The following is a 19,841-nucleotide window of genomic DNA, read 5'->3' on the forward strand; positions in this document are numbered from 1 at the left end:
CAACCGGCGACCGCCTCCTGCGCGCCGCCGCGGGCGGCGTCATGCTGCTCCGGCGGGGCGTACAGGACGGCCGCCTGCTCGGCCTGTTCGAGATCCAGGGTCCAGGCCGCCTCCAGCGCGGCCGCCGCCGCCGAGGCCGCTCCCAGCTCGGTGTGGGGAAAACCGACGGGGTAGCCGGCCTCCCCCTCGTAGCCGGAGGGCGGGGCGAGCAGGACGGTGTCGCCGACGGGTTCGCCGGAGGCGACCACGGCGGGATCGGACCCCGGCCGCATGACCTGCCACGCGCCGGCCGCCAGGAGGATCGCTCCCACGATCGAGACGACCACGATGAGCATCCGCCGTGGACGCGGCGGAGGGCCCAGGTCCCAGTTGAGCGCGGGATCCTCGGGGATCGGCCGCACTAGTGGCCCCGGTCGGGGCGCTGGCCGAAGGTCTGCCCGACGGCCGCCGCCAGGCGCAGGTACGCGCCCCGGGTGGTGGGGCGGAGACGGACCAGATCGACCTCCGCGCCCTCTTTGAGGTGGGGGTCGTAGGGGATGCGGATCACTGCCCGGCAGCGGGAGTGGAAGTGGCGTTCCAGCAGTTCCACGTCCACGTCGGACTTGGGTTCCACGGCGTTGAGCACGACGATGGCGTTCTTGACCAGGTCCGCGTACCCGTGGGCGGTGAGCCAGTCCAGTGTCGCGGCGGCCGAGCTCGCCCCGTCCACCGCGACCAGGCTGACCAGCACGATCTGGTCGGCCAGCTCCAGTGTCGCGCCCATGGCGCCGTGGAGCAGGCCGGTTCCGCAGTCGGTGATGCAGATCGAGTAGTAGCGCTCGATGAGCCCGGCGACCGTGCGGTAGTCCTCGGCGTTGAACGCCTCGCTCACGGCGGGGTCGGTGTCGGAGGCGAGGACCTCCAGCCGGGCGGGCGACTGGGAGGTGAAGGCGCGTGCGTCGGCGTAACGGAGGATGTGCGGGGCCTCGGCGAGCATGGTGCGGATGGTCGCGGCCGTCTCGGACTTGACCTTGATGCCGAGGGTCCCCCGGTCGGGGTTGGCGTCGATCGCGATCACCCTGTCCCCCCGCAGGGAGGCCAGGGTGTTGCCGAGCGAGACGGTCGTCGTGGTCTTGCCGACCCCGCCCTTGAGACTCATGACCGCGATCCGGTGATGCCCGCTCGCGACGGGGGTCTGAGCCTGGGCTATCAACGTGCGACGCTCCTGCTCCGCCGCGGACTCCGCGGGAATGATCTTCCGGCCGGAGAGCAGCCAGACGAGGCGGCGCCACCCGCCTGCCGGTTCGGGCCGGCGGTTGGTGAGCAGGTGCTCGGCGGTGAGCGGAACCGTCTCGTGGAACGGCTCGGCGGGGGCGGCAGGAGGAGCGGGCGCGGCGGGGGCGGGAGGCGAGGTCTGGGCCTGGGTCTGGGGGGACGTCTCCGTCATGGCGAAGGTCCTTTCACAGAGAGCTTTCACGGGAGGCGGGGTGGGGTGGCCAGAGGGTCGTCAACAGGTCCGCCAGCGCACCGTCGTGGTGATCGAGTCGTCGGGTCCGTGGACGGTCAGCGGGGTGGTGACGGAGGCCGGGGTGCCACACCACTGGCGGATCCGGTGAGCACGCAGGGTGATCACCTCCGTGCGGCCTTGTTTCAGCGTGCCGCTGGAGGGGGTCACGGCCAGGCCGGGAGCCGATATCCGCCACGTTAGGGGATCTCCGGACAGGGTGAGGACGATGCTGCCCTGGCCGAACTCGTCCAGCGTCACGACGGGCGGGATCCGCAGGCGCGTGGCGATTCCGTCGGGGTCGGCGGGGGCGTCGGCCGTCCAGGGGTCCTGAGTCTCCTGGGTCGTGGAGGCCTGCAGGGAGCTCGTCGGCTCCTTGGTCTCGATGGAGGGACCAAGGAGGTTCATCCCGGTCAGGGTGCCCGCCGCGCCCGCGACGACGATGATGACGATCTTGATGGTCGTGGTCCTGACCCGGGCTCCCGCCCAGGCGAGCGCCTCCACCAGCCGGACCCCGGGTCCGATCCCGTCCTTCTCCGGCTGATCGTCGAATTCGGCGTGAAACCGCAGCCTCGGCACTTGCGCGTCGTCGCGCATCTCGACGGCGGCCTGTCCGGGGAGGATGACGGGCCCCGAGACGCCGGGCGGGCCGCCTGCCCCGGAGCCGGTGGGCTGCGCGGGGGCGGCGGCCTGTCGAGGGATCATGGTGGTGACCTCCTCGCTCTGGGCGAGGACCTCACGTGCCCATGCCTGCGTGAGCAGGGCGTCGTAGAGCGGGGTGTCGTGCCCGGGAACGGGCGGCGCGGACGGCGGCCGGACCGGACGAGTCCGCGGGGGTGGGGGCAGGGGCGGTAGGTCGGGCAGGCTCGAAGGGGTCGCCGCGGGCTCGCCTCCCACCGGTTTCGCGGACAGTCCCGGAGCCGCCGGGGGGTAGGGCGTCATGCGGAGCCTGGGCGCGCGTGACGTCTCGGCGGGAGGAGCGGACACCGGTGCGGGCGAGGGGGAGGCGGGCGTCGGGACGGACGGAGCGGGAGCGGGTGAGGCCGCGGCCCGGCGCTGGGAGTCCATGAACAGCTGCCGGACCTCGGGGGCGAGGGGTGACACCGGTGGATGGGAGATCATCTGCGGAACCGTGTAGCGGATGTTGATCGGCCGCGTGCACACGGAGCACTTGATCATGTGAGAGAGAAGGGCCGCGCGTGCGCCTTCGGACTCGGCGCCGGACCGCGTGCTCCGTACGGTGGCGTCCTGTCCTTCGGGGAACACGGCGTCGACCAGGGGAGCGAGTTCCGGGCAGGCGCGACGCCCGTGGGCGAGCGCGTCCAGCCCGCTCACGAGCGTCTCGATCAGATCCTGGGTACGGGTGGCGAGCCTGTTGACCTCGTCCATGGGCATCGCCAGGACGTGGACGAGGTCCTGCACGGGCAGCCCGTGGCGGTACATCAACCTGAGCGTCTCGGTGCCCAGCGGGTCGACGAGGGTCCAGACGCGCTCGATCAGCAGGGCGTCGGGCATGCCGGGTCCCGAGCCCGGAACGTACCGCTCCCGGTATCCGGGCGCGGTACGGCAGTCACGTCGCAGTACGGCCAGCAGCCGCCCCCGGACCGTGACGTCCTCGGGGGCGGCCTCCGCCCGGCAGGCCGTCAGCGCGGACATGACCGCGGCCGGTGCCCTGCCGGATTCGAGATGGTAGGCGGCGTAGTCCATCAGGTGCGCGCCGTGCTCGCTCACCCAGGCCGCCCCCTGGCCGGCGCCGGGCGTTTCGCGCCCGGCTCCGGTGGGTGTGCTCATGGGCCGGTGTACTCGTCCGGGTCCGGCTCGATCTGGCCGGGGCCGGGCCGGACGGAATCGACCCGGCCGGGCTGACCGGATCGACGAGGCTGGTCGAACCGGTCGTACCGGCTGGAGTCAGGCTGGTCGACCCGGCCGGGCTGGTCGGGCTGGTTGGGCTGGACGGTGTCGGGCCGGTCGATCTGGCCGGGGTCGATCCGGCGGGGGGTGGACTGGCCGGTCTGGCCGGTGTCGGGCTCGACGGTGTCGGGCCGGCCGGCGTCGGGCTCGACGGTGTCGGGCCGGGCGGGGTCGGGCTGGATGGAGGGCCGGCCGATCGGGGCGGAGGGCGCGGGTGCGGGGTTGGTCAGCACGAGTTCCAGGTTCCGCTTGAGCAGTCCGGTGACCTTGGTCCAGTTACTGACCTCCCCGGGCTCCGGCTCCGCGTAGAGCCAGCGGATGAAGGCGGGCCACAGGCACGAGTCACGGGGGACAGTCGGGCTGACGGCCGTGCCCTGCTCGTTCTGGACCGCGCCCGACGCGCTCGGGGACGTGCCCAGCGCCTGCAGCTCCTCCAGGGAGTAGTCACGGCACGGGGGAGTGCCGGGCGGGGCGATGTTGAGGTCCCATACGCCGTTCTCGTCGGTGTACCGCATGCCCCTGTCCAGTCCCAGGGCTTCCCGAGCCTGCCGGAGAAGCTCCGGATCCCGGAAGACGGGGAGCTGGGCCTCGCCCTCGGGGATGGGCTGGGGGGCGGGCGCGGTTCCGTCGGGAGCCTGGGGCGGGTTGCCGGGATCGGCGGACGGGGGCTTCGCGCGCTCCGCCGGCCCGGTCGGGGCAAGGGTCGGATCCGGCCGGGAGGACGTGTCCGAGGGCCGGGGAAGTACCGGAGGCAGGGCGGGCCTCAGCTGGCCGGAGGGCCGGGTCGGCTTGGCCGTCCCCGAGGGTCGCGGAGGCACCGTGGGCTTCCTCGCCCCCGAACCCGGAGGCACGACCGGATCGCCGGAACGCTGGGGCGGCGTGGTCCTGTTCCTCTCGGAGGGGGTGGTCGGCCTGAGGCCGTCGGACGGCAGGGCCGGCTTCAGGGCCGGAGGTTGGGCGGTGCGCGCGTTGCGCGAGGGTCTCGTCTCGGGGGGCGTCGGCAGGGGGTCCAGCGTGACGTACGCCGGCGCGTCGGGGACGCGCCTGACCACGCTGCCGTTCTCGGAGACGTTTCCGGTGATCTTCTGCGTCGGCGTCGGAGCCGGAGGGGCCTTCGGAGGGGCTTTCGGGGCGGCCGCCGGAGGTCTCGCCGGCGCCTTGGGGGCGGGGGCGGGGGCGGCGGCGGGAGGCCGCACCGGCGTCTTGGGCGCGGTGGTCTTCGGCGTCGCCGGCTTCGGTGCCGAAGACGTCTTGGGCGGCGGTTGGGTCGGGGTGCTCTTGGGGTTTCCCGGCCGCTGCAGGGTCTCCACGGCGGCGGCGGCGACGGCCAGGACGGGAAGGGCGGCGCAGCCGCTCCCTCCGGCCCCGACCGCGCGTCCGTCGACGGTCGCGGTCAGGCAGACCCGCTGCTCGTCGGACTCCTTGGTGATCGTGCTGCCCGCGTCCGCGCCGGAGAGCGGGACGGGCTGGTCACCGCCGGCCGCGGCCTGGGACGTCCATGCCCCCGCACGGTCGTCCAGGTGATACGTGCCCGCGGCCAGGCGTATCACCTGATCTTCGATGGGATTGGAACGAATGGCGATGACGGTTCCCAACCCGGCACCGGCGCCGAAGACGCCGATCGCGACACTCGCAGTGATCACCGTCGCGCGCGAGGGCTTACGAGAGGGTGTCATGAAGGTTCCTTTTCTTTCCGATGGACGTCAGTCGCCGTGGCTCTCCAGAACATCGCTCCACTCGCCCAGTACGCGGGCGGGATCAGTGGAACCGGCGGGGGGGACATAGGTGACGTACATGCGTCCGTATGTGGCGCTCACCGAGTGAGCGAAGGATTTGTTCTCGGTCCGGACGGCGGCCGAACCCTTCAGAGTGACCTGGGCGCCTTCCTTCTGAGCCTTACGTATTTCGGTGGAGCGGGCGCCGTACCAGACCAGGGCGCCCCCGTCGCCGGTCCTCATCGCACGGACCGGCCCTTCGAGGCGGTAGTCCAGGGTGAGCGTCCAGTCGGCCTCCTGTAGTTGGGCGCGCTCCTGCTGCCAGAACAGCACCGCCTCGCTGGTCCACGGTCCGTCGGCGAACCGCGGGTCGGCCTCGGCCCTCTCCAGGCTCGCCAGATGGGCGCGTGCGATCTGCTGCGGCGTCGCGCTCAGCCCGGAGGCGTCCCCGGGCAGGCTCGTGGCATAGCCTTCGGAGTCAGTCGCGATCTTGGGAAACCGTCCGGGGGTGGATCGCGCGTCGGCGGCGGAGGCCACCAGCCGCCACCCGCCGGGGGCGGAGCTCATGACGTCGATGACCCGGGCGACCCCCGGTTCGTACGAGATCGCCACGAACCAGTCGGCGCCGCCCTCGACCCGGCGGGGGATCCACACCTTCGGGTTGGGCCAGATCCCCGACGCCAACGAGGTCCCCTGCATTTCGGCGGTCTTGAAACCGGCCCGTGTCATCTCCAGCGCGAGCCCGTGCTCCAGTTTCCCCATGGCGTCCCGGTCCTTCCTGGCCTGAGCCGCCGACAGCCCCCGCTGGTAACGGCCGTGAATGCCGTACGCCTCTTTGGGAGTGAGCTGCGGTGGGCCGGTCCGAGCCGGCGGCTCGGCGGACGGCGGCGGGACCGCGACCTTGGTCTCCGGTTTCTCCGCGCGGGAGGGCTTGGGGCTGGGCGAGGGCTTCGGTGTGCCGCTCCTGGTCGGCTTCGACGACTTCGAGGGGGAGGGGGTCGGCGTCGACGACGGAGGTACGGGCTTGTCCCAGTCCGTCGCGGGAGGCTTGATCGGATTCGCGGCCAGGGAAGGCTCGGAGGGGATTCTCACCGCGAGCCAGAACGCCGCTCCAGCGATGATCGCTAAAATCGCTCCGAACAGAATGACCTTCCGCCAATCGAATGCCGCGAGGAGACGCTCGGGGTGCCACTCGGATACGTGTTCGGAGTCCTGTCTTGCGGAAGCATCGCCACGGCCAGAGGATCCAGCCTGCCCATCTGGGAAATCTGATGCACGCCATGACATAGGTCCAAATATTAGACTGACCGTGATCTATTGGGAAGGTAAAGGGGAAGAGTAATTAGCATTTATGGCTATTGGATATAAATAAGGCTTAAATGCAGATACGGCATGTCCGAAATCTGTGGCGTCGTGACCTGCTACTGCGTCGCCTGTGGACCGTATCAGGTCCTCTCTAGAGATTTGATCTCATCCGATGGTTTCGGATGCTCTCCGGCGTTTCTTGTTGATCTAGCATTTCCCTTGAGCAAGGCTGTCGTTCGCCTCGTGTTGGGCTTTCCGCCTCCTCGACGAGCACTGGAGTGAGGGATGTCATGAAACGGCTTTCATGGATGGGATTGCCGCAAGTGCTCATAGCGAGTTGATATGAACTCATTTCATGTGTTTGACCGTTCGGTCCGATGCGCCGGTCGAGGAGAATGGACTCTCGTCTTTCCCGGCCGGTCGTGGCGGCCCTCGGATGAGTTCGGCGGACCCCTCGGCCGAGACCGCGGAAAACAAAAAGCGATCATCGAGAGGCGCCCCCGCGGAGCCTCTCGATGACCGGGAACGGGTGGTTGTCAGACCGCGGCGGGCTCATCCTGGACACGGCCCTCGTCGTCGAGGATCACCTCGGGGATCACCTTGGGGACACCCCGCAGGGCGAACAGCACGACCCCGGCGAGAACGGCGAGCAGGATCGCGCCGGTCACCATGGTCATCTGCATGCTGTCGAGGAACGTCTGCCTGGCGCTCGCGGCGACGGCCTCCCCAAGCCTGCCCGGAAGGGTGGCGGCGATCTCCAGCGCCCCGCCGAGTGATTCCCTGATCTGGGCCGCCGCCTCGGCGGGCACGCCCGCCGGGAGCTCCAGGTTGTTGCGGTAGGTGCTGTTCAGAACGGTTCCGAGTACGGCGATGCCCAGTGCGCCCCCGATCTCGAACCCGGTCTCCGAGATCGCGGACGCCGCGCCCGCCTGCTCCTTGGGGACCGACGCGAGGATGGTGTCGTTGGTGACGGCGAAGGTGAATCCCATGCCCACGCCGGCGACGACCATGGCGAGCACCATGTACGCGTAGCCGCTGTCCATTTCGATCCTGCTGTACAGCAGATAGCCGATCGCACACAGCAGCAGGCCCAGGCTGACGACGCGCGCCCGGCCGATGGCGCCGACCAGCGGAGCCGCCAGGCCCCCGCCGACCGCCGCGCTCACACCGCCGGGCAGGCTCGCGAGTCCCGAGATGAGAGGCGACCAGCCCAGGACGAGCTGGAAGTACTGCGCGAAGGCGAGCGACGACGCGAGCATCGAGAAGACACACATGAGGTTCGCCCCGACCGCCCCGGAGAAGGCGCGGTGACGGAAGAGCCGGACGTCGATGAGGGGCGCGGCCAGCCGGGTCTGCCGCCGGGTGAAGAGGGTGAGCGTGACGAGGGCGAGCGCCGCGGCCACCCAGAAGCCGCTCTGGGCGAGGCCGTCGTGGGCGCCGGTCTTCAACGCGTAGACGGCGGAGACGATCCCGACGATCGAGAGCGGCACGCTCACCAGGTCGAGCCGTCCGGGCCGGGGGTTGCGCGACTCGGGGAGCACAAGAAGGCCGACGATGATGATCAGCACGGCGATCGGCACGTTGAGGAGGAAGACGGAGCCCCACCAGAAGTGGTTGAGGAGCGCCCCGCCGATGACGGGCCCGAGGGCGAAACCCATCGCGGAGATGCTGCTCCAGATGCCGACCGCGGTGGCACGCTCCCTCGGGTTGGTGAAGACGTTGCGGATCATCGACAAGGTGGACGGCATGATGGTGGCGCCCGCGACCCCGAGCAGAACTCGCGCCGCGATGAGCCACTCCGGAGTCGGCGCGTAGGCCGTCAGGACGGAGGCGACCGCGAAGGCGGCCATTCCGATGAGCAGAAGCCGCTTCCGGCCGATCCGGTCGCCGACGTTTCCCATGGTGATCAAGAGCCCTGCCAGCGCGAATCCGTACACATCGACGATCCACAGGAACTGCGTGGCCGACGGGCGCATGTCCTCGACCAGTTTGGGCGCGGCCAGGTGCAGCACCGTGAGGTCGATGGCGAGCAGCAACACGGCGAGGCAGGCGATCACCAGCGTGCCCCACTTGCGAGGCGCAGAAGAAGTCATGCCCGTAGCTTCGGCAATCGCGTTGACCGAACGCTGATGAGTCACTGACCGGTCGCTGACGGCCCCTCGGCGATGGCGAGCATCTGGTCGGTGCTGAGCGAGGCCATCTGGCCGGAGGTGAGCGCGGAGCCCCGCCCGTAGGCCCGCTCGAAGGCCGGAACGCCGATCCGCGCACGGGCTCGCGTACGGACGCGGTCGACGTCGGGATCCCCCGCCAGGGCGAGGCCGCGCAGGGCCGTACCCACGCCGAGCAGGAACGCGGCCCGCTCCCCGTCGTCCTCCAGCAGGGCCACCCCGGCCAGCCCCTCCATCGCGAGGGCAGTGATCGGCAGGTTCCGCGGACCGGCGCCGGGAGCGAGGGCCAGGCGGTGCCAGTACAGGGCCGTCCCGGTGTCCTGCCTCGCCTCGGCGAGCCTGCCCAGCGCGACGTGGATCCGCTGCCGCACGTTGCTGCCGTTGTACCATTCCGGCCTGCAGCAGGCCAGCGCCGCCTCGTACTGGCGTTGCGCGTCGTCCAGGTCGCCGAGGAGCCGTGCGATCTCGCCGAGCCCGAGCCGGGCGCTCGCCAGGATCTCCGGATTGCCCACCCGGCGCGCGAGTCCGGCGGCGCGCTCGTAGTCGGCGCGGGCTCCGTCCACATCGCCCGCGCGCACGTTCGTGTCGGCGCGCACGCGCAGCAACTCCGCGATGTCGGCTGTGGCGTCGAGCTCCTCGGCCAGGCCGAGAGCCTCACTCATCAGCGCGTTCGACTCGTCCATGCTCCCGTGCCAGCCGGCGAGTTCGGCCAGCGCGGAGAGCGTCATCATGATTCCCCAGCGATCTCCGATGGACCGGAAACCTCCGAGAGCGCGATCGAACATCCAGGGAGCCTCCGCCGGCCGCCCGTTCCACAGCTGCTGGTGGCCCTCTCCGAAGTCCATGAGCGCCCGCATCCACGGATCCACCCCGATCCGCTCCATCCGGTACAGCATCGCCGAGTAGTCGTCATCGCTCGGGGGGCCGGTGATCAGCGCGGAGATCACGTTGATGACCGGTTGCCTCGGCAGCTCGTCCAGGGCCATCACGATCGAGTAGGCGGCTTCCATGTGGTGCCGGATCTCGGGATCGTGACCGCCGGTCGACGCGACGAGCAGCACGCAGAGGGCGTACTCCTGGGACAGGCCGTCGGGAACCCCGGAACCGAGCCGGTCGAGGAGCTCACCGGCCAGCGTCGCTCCCTCGGTCCGCAGCCCGCGCAGCCACCAGTATCCGGCCAGGGCCGACATGAGCCGCAGCGCGAACGCCGGGTCGGACTCGATCGCCCGGTGCAGCGCGGCGTGCAGGTTGTCGTGCTCGCGGTCCAGCACCCGGAGCCATTCGAGCTGCCGCGCGGCGCGCAGATGCGGGTCGGCGGTCTCGGCCAGATCGAGGAAGTATTCCCCGTGCGCTCTGCGCAGAGCCTCCTCCTCGCCGGCCTCGGCGAGTCGCTCCGCGCAGAAGGCACGAATCGTGTCCAGCATCCGGTAGCGGTCGTCCGCCACCTCGACCAGCGACTTGTCCACGAGGCCGCTCAGCACGTCGACCACGTCGGACAGCCCGCTCACCCGCTCGGCCGCCTCCAGATCGGCGCCGCCCGCGAAGACCGTCAGCCGCCTGGCCAGCGTCCGCTCGTCCTCGTCGAGGAGGTCCCAGCTCCACTCGACCACCGCGCGCAGAGTCTGGTGGCGGGGCTGTGCCGTACGGCTGCCGCGGGACAGCAGACGGAACCGGTCGTCCAGCCGGGTGGCGATCTCCGAGGCCGGCAGCGACCGCAGCCTCGCCGCGGCCAGCTCGATCGCCAGCGGCAGGCCGTCCAGCGTCCGGCAGATGTGCAGGACGGCGTCGACGTCGGCGCCCAGGTCGAAGCCGGGTCGTACGGCTGACGCCCGGTCCGCGAACAACCGCACCGCGGGAAAGGCGAGCGCCTCCGCGGAGGAGGCGTCCGCCGGAGGAAGACCCAAGGGCGGGATCGGGCACAGCACCTCACCGGTGATGCCGAGCGCCTCACGGCTGGTGGCCAGGATGCGCAGCGTCGGGCAGCTGCTCAGCAGCCGGGCGGCCAGCCCGGCCGTGGCGCCGACGACGTGCTCGCAGTTGTCCAGAATCAGAAGCATCCGCCGGTCAGCGAGTATCGAGGTCAGCCGCATGAGAGGATCGTGCGCCGGCCTGTTCGATCCGGGCAGCGTCCCACTCTCCCGCAGCCCGAGCGCGCCGAGTACGGCCTGCGGCACGTCCGCGCCGTCGGCCAGCGGCGCCAGCTCGACGAAGCAGACCTCCCCGTCGTCGCCCCGCTCTCGCCCCGCCGTCTCGACGGCCAGCCGGGTCTTGCCGGTGCCGCCGGGCCCGGTGAGCGTGACCAGGCGGGCCCCGGCGAGCAGTTCGCCGATCCGCGCCAGCTCGCCGGAACGGCCTATCAGGGTGGTGAGCTGGGCGGGGATGCCGTGCCGGACGTCCTGCGACGCGTCGGGCGGGGACGCGGCCGGGGAGGGCGCGCGCGTCGCCGGAGGGAGATCGGCCCGGAGCACGGACAGGTGGGTCGCCGCCAGCTCGGGCGACGGATCGGCGCCGAGCTCGTCGGCCAGCCGTCTGCGGGCGTCCTCGTAGGTGGCGAGCGCGTCGGCCTGCCGCCCGCACGCGTACAGCGCCCGCATGAGCTGGCCGCGCAGCCGCTCGCGCAGCGGGTGGGCCGCGACCAGCTCCTGGAGCCCCGCGACGGTCTCACGATGCCGGCCCAGAGCGAGCCGCGCCTCCACCTGGTCCTCGGTGGCGGCGATGCGCAGCTCCTCCAGGCGGGCCGCCTGCGCGGCGGCGAACGGTGCCTCCAGGACGTCGGCCAGCGCGGGCCCCCGCCAGAGGTCCAGGGCCTCGCGCAGCGTCTCCTCCGCCCGGAGGGGGTCGCCGGCGTCGAGGGCGCCGCGGCCCTCCGCCGCGAGCCGCTCGAACCGGTGCGCGTCCACGCTCTCCGGGGCGACGGCCAGCAGGTAGCCCGCGGGATGCCGTACGACGACGTCACCGTCGCCGGCGAGGAGATGGCGGAGCCGGGAGACCTGAGCCTGCAGGGCGTTGACGGCGCCGGCCGGCGGGGCCGTGCCGTACAGGCCGTCGATCAGCCGCTCCGAGGTCACCATCCGCCCGGCGTCGAGCAACAGCAGCCCGAGCAGTGCGCGCAGTCTCGGCCCGCCGATGGCCGCCAGGCGCCCGTCGGACAGCCACACCTCCGTCGACCCCAGGATGCCGAACCGCATGCACCAATTGTCCACCATGATCGCCTTCGGCCCCGTGGACTCCGGGAACGTGCCGGAACGACCGGCCGACGTGATCACCGGGACCGGCTGCCCGGTCACCTCGTGGGACGGTCTCGAAGACGCTCGGACCCTCCGGTGACCTCAGAGCAGCGCGGAGCGCACGGTCAGCACGTCCGGCAGGTGCCGGGCGACGGTGAACCAGCTCTCCCCGTCGTCGCGGGAACCGTAGACCTCACCGTCGCGGGTGCCGAGGAAGACGCCCGCGGACGAGGCGTGCATCGCGTCGCGCAGCACGGAGGTGTGAACCGGTCCCTCGGGCAGCCCGACGCTCAGGGCCTGCCAGGACGTGCCCGCGTCGTCGCTGCGGAAGACCCGGCAGCGGTGGTCGACGGGTGTGCGGTCCTCGTCGGCCTGAAGGGGGAAGACGTACAGGGTGTCGGGCCGGTCGGGGTGCACGGTCAGCGGGAAGCCGAAGTCGGAGGGGAGCGAGTCTCCGATGGAGGTCCAGGAGCCGCCGAAGTCGTCACTGCGATAGACGCCGAAGTGGTGCTGGAGGAAGAGGCGCTCCGGTCTGGACGGATGCGCGTCGACCTTGTGCACGCACTGCCCGAACTCCGGATACTGCGCGCCCTCGGGAAAGAACGGCGCGCGGATCCCCCGGTTGGCGGCCTCCCAGGAGACGCCGCCGTCGGTGCTGCGGTAGAAGCCGCCGCTGGAGACCGCGATCGCCATGACCTTCGCGTCGGTCGGGTGGGGAAGAACGGTGTGCAGGCAGAGACCGCCGCCGCCGGGTTGCCACTGAGCCCGGTGCGGGTGGTTCCACAGCCCCTCCACCAGGGAGAACGTGGAGCCGCCGTCCTCGGAGCGAAACAGCGCCCCCGGCTCCACCCCGGCCCAGACCACGCCCGGCTCGGACGGGGAGGGCCGCAGCTGCCAGACGCGGGCGAGCGCCGTCTCGGTGTGCTCGGGGAAGGCGATCGGCGCCTCTTCGGCCTCCTGCCAGCTCTTGCCGAGGTCGTCCGACCACATCACGGACGGTCCGAAGTGGCCGTATTCGATCCCGGCGAGGATCCGGGGCGCCGGGCCGCGGGTGTCGACCGCGACCGCGTGCACCCCGACGGTGGAGAAGTGGATCGGCTCGACCTCGAACGGGCCGCCGCCGAAGGAGCGGGCCAGGAACAGGCCCTTGCGGGTGCCGATGACAAGGAGTGCGTCGCGCATGACGTTTCCCTTTCGCCGTTCGTCTCATGGTGCCACGCCAGGTGGAGCGTACGGGGAAGGTTCGCGCAACACGTGGAGGTCGCCGCCGGACGCGCCCCGCGAGTCCCGGCCGGGCCGGGGTATGGATCTCCCCGGGACACCTACAGCACGGGGGCCGTCATGACCGTTTACACACTCTCGATCGTCGAGGGCGACATCGACCACGTCCTCTCCGGCAAGGACCTCTTCTCGCCCGCCTCTCCGATCGCCTTCAGCCAACTGGATCCCTCCACCCTGGTGTGGCTGACGGAGCACGGCTACGAGGACCCGGGGAGGAGGGTCGTGGTCACCCCGGTGGGCCGTGACCCGGAGGGGGTCCAGGTGATCGCCTCCCGCGACGTGGCTCTCTGAGCGCCACCTGTCGCCGAAGTATGACGATATATATAGAACTGTCTTGTTCGGTTTTCAGACAGCGTGCCGTCGTCCCGCGGGTCGCAGGGACCTCGGAGAGGAACAGCGATGCCCAGGTGTGACGGACGGATCGCCCATCTGCGCGCGGCGGGCACGAGCCTCGCCGTGGACCTGACCAGGCGGGTGCCCACCGTGCTGCACTGGGGAAAGGACCTCGGAGAGCTGTCCGAGGCGGGGCTCGCCGCGCTGGCCCTGACCGGCGAGCCCGCGGTGCTGAACAACGCCGTCGACGTGCCCCGGACGTTCTCGATCTGGCCGACGGAGGCCGAGGGCTGGTCGGGCACCCCGGCGCACCAGGGCCACCGGGACGGCTCCGCGTCGACGCCCCGTCCACGCCTGGCGCGCGCCGAGCGGCACGATCGGCCGGACGGCGGCGCCGAACTCGTGGTCCACCTTGAGGACGACGTCTCCGACCTGGACATCGTGATCTCCTACCGGCTCGACGCCTCGGGCGTCCTCGCGGTCCAGACCACCATGACCCTGCGCGCGGAACCGGGGAACACGGGCGCGGCGCCGTACGACGTGGCCGACGTGTCGACGTTCCTGCCGCTGCCGAGGCGCGCCGCCGAGGTGCTGGACTTCACCGGGAAGTGGTGCCGCGAACGGGCGCCGCAGCGGAGCCAGCTCGGTTTCGGAGGACATGTCCGCGAGGTCCGCCGCGGTAAGCCCGGACAGGACTCCCCGTACCTGCTCACCGTCGGGGTCCCGGGTTTCGGGTTCCGGTCGGGTGAGGTCTGGGGCCTGCACGTGGGCTGGAGCGGGAACCAGCGCTACCTCGTCGAGCAGTCGCCCGAGGGAGCGGGCGCGCACGCCTCGGTGCTGGGCGGCGGCGAGCTGCTGAAACCGGGAGAGATCCGGCTCGCTCCCGGGACGTCGTACCAGACGCCCACCTGCTACTTCGCCTGGTCCGACGAGGGGCTGGACGGTCTCGCCGACCGTTTCCACACCCTGCTGCGGGCACGGGAGGCGCACCCGTCGGCGCCGAGGCCGCTGGTCCTCAACACCTGGGAGGCGGTGTACTTCGACCACGATCTGACCCGGCTGCGGGAACTGGCCGACCTCGCCGCGAAGGTGGGTGCGGAACGCGTCGTGCTGGACGACGGCTGGTTCCGCGGACGACGCGACGACACGGCCGGGCTCGGCGACTGGAGCGTGGACGAGACGGTCTGGCCGGACGGACTCTCCCCCCTGGCCGACCACGTCCATCGGCTCGGCATGCAGTTCGGGCTGTGGTTCGAGCCGGAGATGGTGAACCTGGACTCCGACCTGGCGCGAGAGCATCCGGAGTGGATCCTCGGCCCCTCGTCCGGGCTCGGCCCCTCGGCGAGAAACCAGTACGTGGTGAACCTCGCCGACGAGCGGGCCTGGAACCACCTGCTGGAGTCGATCGACGGGCTCGTCTCCCGATACTCGATCGACTACCTCAAGTGGGACCACAACCGGGACCTGCACGAGGCCGTCGGCCGTGGGCCCGGCGGGCTGGACCGGCCCGGCGTCCACGCCCAGACGGTCGCGCTGTACCGCCTCATCGACGCACTCAAGGAACGTCACCCGAACCTGGAGATCGAATCCTGCGCGAGCGGCGGGGGGCGCGTCGACCTGGGCATCCTCGACCGGACCGACCGGGTGTGGGCCTCCGACTGCAACGACCCCGTCGAGCGCCAGGCGATCCAGCGCTGGACGGCGCAGCTGATCCCTCCCGAACTCGTCGGGACGCACGTCGGCCCGGAACGGAGTCACACCACGCGGAGGGTCACCGCCGACTCGTTCCGCCTCATCACCGCGCTGTTCGGACACGCCGGCATCGAGCAGGACCTGACGCGGTGCTCGCCCGAGGAGCTCGACCGGCTGACCTCCTGGGCGGCGCTGTACCGGGAGTTCCGTGGCCTGCTGCACAGCGGCCGCGTGGTCCGGGCCGACCTGGACAACGACGCGACCCTCCTGCACGGCGTGGTCTCGGCGGACTCCGCCTCCGGCCTGTTCTGCTGGGCGCGCACGGCCACGTCGGCGGAGGGACAGTCGGGACGCGTGCCGATTCCGGGTCTGGCGACGACCTGCGACTATCAGGTGCGGATCCGGACCGAGGTGGGTGCGCCCGCCACGCGTCAGAGCCGGGACCCCGCCTGGATCACCGAGGCGCTCACCGGCTGGGTGACCCTCCCCGGTGTCGTCCTGGCCACGACCGGAGTGCCGATGCCGACACTCGACCCCGAGCAGGCCATGCTCATCGAGGTGCGAAGGCCGGCCTGACCCGCTTTCCGGAAGGCGTGACGGGCAGAGCCGCCGGTCTTTGGAACGTGCCATGAAGGCATCTCATTGAAACGTACATTAGCCCGTTAAATAGAACACAAGCCATTAAGCATTGCATTGCTCAATGTAGCTTCATTTTTCATGCTGAACTGGATTCATTCAGGTTAACGGTGATCATCGGCATCGGACATTCCACATCGAGTGCCTTAACATGACATTTGACCCTCGCGGGGGATTGTGTGGAGGCGCGCGCGGACACATTCGTGATCCACACCGGTACGAAATCGGCATATGGCTCGGCCGGACCGATCGGCCTCGGCCGACCGGGCACCGGCCCCGGCGATAACTGATTCACTCTCGTCCGGGGAGTGAGCGGTGCCGGCACAGCTCATCCCGCCTGTCTCCGTCGGTGCCTCATTCACCGTAAACCCGGCGACCTTGATCATGCCCCCGTACGGCCGGCGCCGCCGTACGCGGGCGACGAATACGGGACGCCACGAGAAACAGAGGTGACCTCATGAAACTCGACCGATTAAACGGGCCGGTGCTCTCGCTCTTCCGTGTCGTGACGAGTCTCCTTTTCCTGTGCCACGGCATGGCGTCGATGTTCGGTGTTCTCGGCGGTAATCACGGCACCGGTCAGGCCGTCGAATTCGCGGCCTGGCCCGGCTGGTGGGCCGCGCTCATCCAGACGGTCTGCGGCGCGCTCGTACTGGCGGGGTTCTTCACCCGTGCCGGTGCGATCCTCTCGTCCGGCTCGATGGCGTACGCGTACTTCGTGGTGCATCTGCCGCAGGACTTCGTGCCGTTGCGCAACGGCGGCGAGCCGGCGGCGCTGTTCTGCTGGTCGTTCCTGATCATCGCCATCCTGGGCCCAGGCCCGTGGGCGATGGACACCCTGATCAAGCGCCGCCGCGACGGATCCCGGGACCCCGTTCAGGTCCCGGCCCCGGCGCATCTCGAAAGAGCCTGAGCGCGAGCCGCGAAAGCACGTTCCAGGAGTCTCGCGGAGACCGCCGGCCGCGGTGAAGGCCCGATCTCCGGGGCTCACCCCTGGCACGGGCCCTCATCGGATCCGATGAGGGCCTCCGCGGGCAGCCGCCGCACGGTACGAGCCCCGGTCGTGTCATGCGCGGCGGCTCACCGGGCCCTTTGTCCGGCGACGCCCTCGGCCTCCCTCCCTCACCAGGCCCGTGCCGCCTGCTGCGCCCGCTCGGCGACGTCCTCGGCTCCCTCCCTCATCAGCCTGCCCGCCAGTTCGGCCAGGGCGCGTCCCGCGGCGAGCTCGTCGCCGATCTCCGGAACGGGCTGGTCATCCGGGTTGCGCCGGGCATAGGCGACGCTCTCGTACCTCCTGCCGCCGGACCCCACCAGCACGGCCTTGGCGGTGGTGACGTCGTCGTCATCGTCCTCGCTGATGAAGATCCGCACATCCCATTGCTTGGGTTCCATCGCGAACACCTCCCCTTCAAGCCTCCTCCTCCACCGGCGCGGCAGGAAGGGGGTCCGGATCCGGCATGGTGCGCCTTGGAGCCGGCATGGCGTGCCGTGGACCTGGGGCGGCGAGGTTTGGGATCCGGAGTGGCGGGGCTTTGCCGTTCGAGGTCCGCGCGGGTCCGTCCGTCGACGAGAGGACTCTCACGGTGCGCGTGCTCCGCCGCCCGGGAGCGTTGCGCGACCGATCTGTCGCTGCGAGTAGGCTGGCCGGGCGCCGAGGTCGTTGATACGCCGGGCCGTGGTCGCCGGACCTCTCCGGGTGAGCGTGGAGCCAGACGATCCACACCACAGAACAGATCGACCTACACCGGGAAATGGGCGGATGCGATGAGTGCGCGGTTCGAGGAGCTCGACTGGCGTCGGACGCCGATCGGGGAGATCAGCCTGCGCCGCCGGCGGGAGCCCGTTCTCGGCGTCGACGTCTACGAGATCAAGCTCGACGACGACTTTCTCATGTCGAGCCTGTTCACGGCGGCCGAGATCGCGCTCGCACGGCTCGGGCTGGCGGAGCTGACGGGTACGGACCTCGACGTCGTCGTGGGCGGGCTCGGGCTCGGTTACACGGCCCAGGCCGTGCTGGAACATCCGGGGGTGCGCTCTCTCGTGGTGGTGGAGACGCTTGGCGAAGTGATCGAGTGGCATGAGCGGAAGCTGCTACCGGTCGGTGCCCGGTTGACGTCGGATCCTCGATGCCGCCTGGTCCACGGTGACTTCTTCGCACTGGTCAACGCCCCTTCGGGGTTTGACCCCGAAGCTCCGGGCCGACGCTTCGACGCCATTCTGCTGGACATCGACCACACGCCGCGCCACGTGCTGCATCCCAGCCACGCCGCTTTCTACACCCCCGCGGGCCTGCGCCGGCTCGCCGCCCACCTCCGGCCGGACGGCGTTTTCGCCCTTTGGTCGAACGATCCGCCGGACGAGGACTTCCAGACCGTACTGGCCGAGGTCTTCGCGACCTCGGAGGCTCACGTCGTCGGCTTCCACAACCCACTCCAGGGTCGCGAGTCGACCAACACCGTCTACGTGGCGAGCTGAGAAGCGCTGCCGCATGAAGCGCCTGGTCGCAGAGAGGATGAAGGCCGCGCTTCTGAAGGTGGCGAACGTCAGATGCGTTCAGGCCCTTCGGGAGGAAAAAGCAGGGCCTGGCGAGCACGGCGATAGCGCACGTGCATGCTCCTGAGATTGTCGCCGACGACCTCGATCGTTCTTTCCTCACGCATGATCTTGAGCCATCGGCGAACGGACTGATCATTGAGGCCGGTCCGTGCTGACAGCTCGGCGCGTGACAGAGTCTCCTTGCCGAGGGCTTCGAGTAGTTCCGACCTGCGGTCGGCTCGCGGTGACAGCTCTTTGGGCATGGTGTGCCGTGGGGACAACCGATAGATGGCCCAGCGGCGGGTTCCTGTTTGTGCGATCAGTTCACGAGCCACCAGATCTTGGAGTTCGGTGGTGGCCACACGTGAGTCGACGCCCGTCGCGCTGCGGTAAGCGCGATTGTCGAGGATTTCTTCTTCGCGCAACAGCGCAAGGGCGATGCACTGGCTGTCGGTCAGACCTTTCTCACCCAGGGCGGTGATCCAGGCGATTGTTTCCTCGCTCAGCAGCGTGTGGTTGGGAAACGTGACCGCGAAGGAAGAGATCTTGTCGTTGAACTGGGGCGGGCTCATACCGGCCGCGAGCAGGGAGCCGAGCATGGCTCGGATGCCTGATCCCCGGTTCTCACAGACGGTACGGGTCTCGCCTGGCAGCGATACGTCCTCCAGGATCTTGATGAGGGTCGCGTTACGTGCTGAGGAGATGCCTTCTTCGCCGAGGTCGTCCACTGTGACGGGGCCGAACAGGACGCCGGGATTCCGAATGATCAGCCGGTCGGGGTACATCTCGATCTGGACCTGGGTGCCTCGGGCGCCGCTGGAGAGATCGCGGTGGACGAGCGCGTTCACGACTGCTTCGCGTAGAGCGGTCTCAGGGTATTCCCAAACATCCTGCCGACCCGCCCCTTCGATGATCGCTCGGCGTGACATGTTTCGGCGGATGGCCGCCAGCGTGTCACGGACCATCACCGGGATCGAACCTTCCAGGGTCACGTTGTCCAGAAATCTCTCACTGGCCTGAGGGCCGCTCTCGGTCGGGTAATGAACGAAAGTGACCATCAGCTGAGGGAAGTGCTCTTGTGGATAGCTACCCAGTGCCAGCAGTCCACCCAGTGAGACCATGTCCTCGCCATGCTCATCAGGCACGAGGACTTTGGCCCGGCGCAGGGCCGCGATGCGGTTCAGGTCCTTGAAGGCGTACGGTCTGGTGGTTCTCAACCGGGCGATCAGTGCATCAACGCCGATCGCGTCAAGCTGATCTAGGCCGATACCGCGGACAGGCTGCTCATCCTCACGCGGCCGGCCGCGAGCTCCCCATCGAGCATTCGGTCTCCCCAGACGGCCAACCATGCTAACTAGCATGGTAGTTAGCATGGTTGCTGGTGGGGGTGATTTCGCTGCGCTTGGTCAACGGCCTCCGCCTCATGAACGAACAGCACACGGTAGTGCAGCGGCAGCAGGAGGTCACTTCCTACTGACCCAGCCTCGTCGGCCTCGCTGAACCAAAAAATCCAACAACCCTGCGACGACGGCCGCCAATGCATCGAAGGGTAGGT

At 70.0% G+C, this 19,841-nt stretch carries 14 protein-coding genes; 5 read left to right on the forward strand and 9 right to left on the reverse strand.

Features of this window, described 5'->3' with window-relative positions; translation table 11 throughout:
* Positions 1 to 400 precede the first annotated feature (400 nt).
* From J2853_RS35670 to J2853_RS35695, 6 genes are all read right to left on the reverse strand, one after another.
* Positions 401 to 1,426, reverse strand: a complete 1,026-nt coding sequence (locus J2853_RS35670; protein WP_307565111.1) for a MinD/ParA family ATP-binding protein — start codon at positions 1,424 to 1,426, stop codon at positions 401 to 403.
* A gap of 60 nt (positions 1,427 to 1,486) precedes the next feature.
* A complete protein-coding gene (locus J2853_RS35675) occupies positions 1,487 to 3,274 on the reverse strand; it encodes a hypothetical protein (RefSeq protein ID WP_307565113.1) in 1,788 nt (595 codons plus the stop codon).
* Positions 3,271 to 5,070 carry a hypothetical protein gene (locus J2853_RS35680; RefSeq protein WP_307565115.1) on the reverse strand — a complete coding sequence of 600 codons (1,800 nt, stop codon included), beginning with the start codon at positions 5,068 to 5,070 and terminating at the stop codon, positions 3,271 to 3,273. Before J2853_RS35680 ends, J2853_RS35675 begins: the two co-directional genes overlap by 4 nt.
* Positions 5,071 to 5,097: 27 nt before the next feature.
* Complete coding sequence (locus J2853_RS35685) at positions 5,098 to 6,201, reverse strand: DUF8094 domain-containing protein (RefSeq protein WP_307565117.1); 1,104 nt, start codon at positions 6,199 to 6,201, stop codon at positions 5,098 to 5,100.
* A 749-nt stretch (positions 6,202 to 6,950) separates the two neighbouring features.
* Positions 6,951 to 8,507 (reverse strand): MFS transporter, encoded by a 1,557-nt coding sequence (locus J2853_RS35690; RefSeq protein ID WP_307565119.1) that lies wholly within the window; start codon positions 8,505 to 8,507, stop codon positions 6,951 to 6,953.
* A gap of 41 nt (positions 8,508 to 8,548) precedes the next feature.
* Entirely contained in the window at positions 8,549 to 11,770 is a 3,222-nt protein-coding gene (locus tag J2853_RS35695; RefSeq protein ID WP_307565121.1) for an ATP-binding protein, read from the reverse strand.
* On the opposite strand from J2853_RS35695, the gene J2853_RS35700 reads away from it, so the two are divergent.
* Complete coding sequence (locus J2853_RS35700) at positions 11,769 to 11,909, forward strand: hypothetical protein (RefSeq protein ID WP_307565123.1); 141 nt, start codon at positions 11,769 to 11,771, stop codon at positions 11,907 to 11,909. The genes J2853_RS35695 and J2853_RS35700 overlap by 2 nt on opposite strands.
* Positions 11,910 to 11,911: 2 nt before the next feature.
* On the opposite strand, the gene J2853_RS35705 is transcribed toward J2853_RS35700, so the two are convergent.
* A complete protein-coding gene (locus J2853_RS35705; protein ID WP_307565125.1) occupies positions 11,912 to 12,991 on the reverse strand; it encodes a WD40/YVTN/BNR-like repeat-containing protein in 1,080 nt (359 codons plus the stop codon).
* Positions 12,992 to 13,150: 159 nt separating this feature from the next.
* Here J2853_RS35705 and J2853_RS35710 point away from each other — a divergent pair, with 159 nt between their 5' ends.
* The 3 genes from J2853_RS35710 to J2853_RS35720 all read left to right on the forward strand — a co-directional run bounded on the left by J2853_RS35710 (position 13,151) and on the right by J2853_RS35720 (position 16,664).
* On the forward strand, positions 13,151 to 13,381 hold the full coding sequence (locus J2853_RS35710) for a hypothetical protein (RefSeq protein ID WP_307565127.1): 231 nt from the start codon (positions 13,151 to 13,153) through the stop codon (positions 13,379 to 13,381).
* A 108-nt stretch (positions 13,382 to 13,489) separates the two neighbouring features.
* Positions 13,490 to 15,691: an alpha-galactosidase gene (locus tag J2853_RS35715; RefSeq protein WP_307565129.1), complete on the forward strand. Its 2,202-nt coding sequence runs from the start codon at positions 13,490 to 13,492 to the stop codon at positions 15,689 to 15,691.
* A 517-nt stretch (positions 15,692 to 16,208) separates the two neighbouring features.
* On the forward strand, positions 16,209 to 16,664 hold the full coding sequence (locus J2853_RS35720) for a DoxX family protein (protein ID WP_307565131.1): 456 nt from the start codon (positions 16,209 to 16,211) through the stop codon (positions 16,662 to 16,664).
* A gap of 209 nt (positions 16,665 to 16,873) precedes the next feature.
* On the opposite strand, the gene J2853_RS35725 is transcribed toward J2853_RS35720, so the two are convergent.
* Positions 16,874 to 17,143, reverse strand: a complete 270-nt coding sequence (locus J2853_RS35725) for a DUF1876 domain-containing protein (RefSeq protein WP_307565132.1) — start codon at positions 17,141 to 17,143, stop codon at positions 16,874 to 16,876.
* Between the two features lie 372 nt (positions 17,144 to 17,515).
* On the opposite strand from J2853_RS35725, the gene J2853_RS35730 reads away from it, so the two are divergent.
* Positions 17,516 to 18,226: a spermidine synthase gene (locus tag J2853_RS35730; protein ID WP_307565134.1), complete on the forward strand. Its 711-nt coding sequence runs from the start codon at positions 17,516 to 17,518 to the stop codon at positions 18,224 to 18,226.
* Between the two features lie 68 nt (positions 18,227 to 18,294).
* On the opposite strand, the gene J2853_RS35735 is transcribed toward J2853_RS35730, so the two are convergent.
* On the reverse strand, positions 18,295 to 19,635 hold the full coding sequence (locus J2853_RS35735; RefSeq protein WP_307565136.1) for an ATP-binding protein: 1,341 nt from the start codon (positions 19,633 to 19,635) through the stop codon (positions 18,295 to 18,297).
* Positions 19,636 to 19,841: the final 206 nt, after the last annotated feature.

This window comes from Streptosporangium lutulentum (assembly GCF_030811455.1).
In the GTDB taxonomy this organism is placed as follows: Bacteria; Actinomycetota; Actinomycetes; order Streptosporangiales; family Streptosporangiaceae; genus Streptosporangium; species Streptosporangium lutulentum.

Coding starts and splice junctions, on each gene's coding strand:
- J2853_RS35690 (WP_307565119.1), bottom strand. CDS start 8,507: ATGACTTCTTCTGCGCCTCGCAAGTGGGGCACGCTGGTGATCGCCTGC.
- J2853_RS35705 (WP_307565125.1), bottom strand. CDS start 12,991: ATGCGCGACGCACTCCTTGTCATCGGCACCCGCAAGGGCCTGTTCCTG.
- J2853_RS35735 (WP_307565136.1), bottom strand. CDS start 19,635: ATGGTTGGCCGTCTGGGGAGACCGAATGCTCGATGGGGAGCTCGCGGC.
- J2853_RS35670 (WP_307565111.1), bottom strand. CDS start 1,426: ATGACGGAGACGTCCCCCCAGACCCAGGCCCAGACCTCGCCTCCCGCC.
- J2853_RS35700 (WP_307565123.1), top strand. CDS start 11,769: ATGCACCAATTGTCCACCATGATCGCCTTCGGCCCCGTGGACTCCGGG.
- J2853_RS35675 (WP_307565113.1), bottom strand. CDS start 3,274: ATGAGCACACCCACCGGAGCCGGGCGCGAAACGCCCGGCGCCGGCCAG.
- J2853_RS35725 (WP_307565132.1), bottom strand. CDS start 17,143: ATGGAACCCAAGCAATGGGATGTGCGGATCTTCATCAGCGAGGACGAT.
- J2853_RS35720 (WP_307565131.1), top strand. CDS start 16,209: ATGAAACTCGACCGATTAAACGGGCCGGTGCTCTCGCTCTTCCGTGTC.
- J2853_RS35695 (WP_307565121.1), bottom strand. CDS start 11,770: ATGCGGTTCGGCATCCTGGGGTCGACGGAGGTGTGGCTGTCCGACGGG.
- J2853_RS35680 (WP_307565115.1), bottom strand. CDS start 5,070: ATGACACCCTCTCGTAAGCCCTCGCGCGCGACGGTGATCACTGCGAGT.
- J2853_RS35715 (WP_307565129.1), top strand. CDS start 13,490: ATGCCCAGGTGTGACGGACGGATCGCCCATCTGCGCGCGGCGGGCACG.
- J2853_RS35730 (WP_307565134.1), top strand. CDS start 17,516: ATGAGTGCGCGGTTCGAGGAGCTCGACTGGCGTCGGACGCCGATCGGG.
- J2853_RS35710 (WP_307565127.1), top strand. CDS start 13,151: ATGACCGTTTACACACTCTCGATCGTCGAGGGCGACATCGACCACGTC.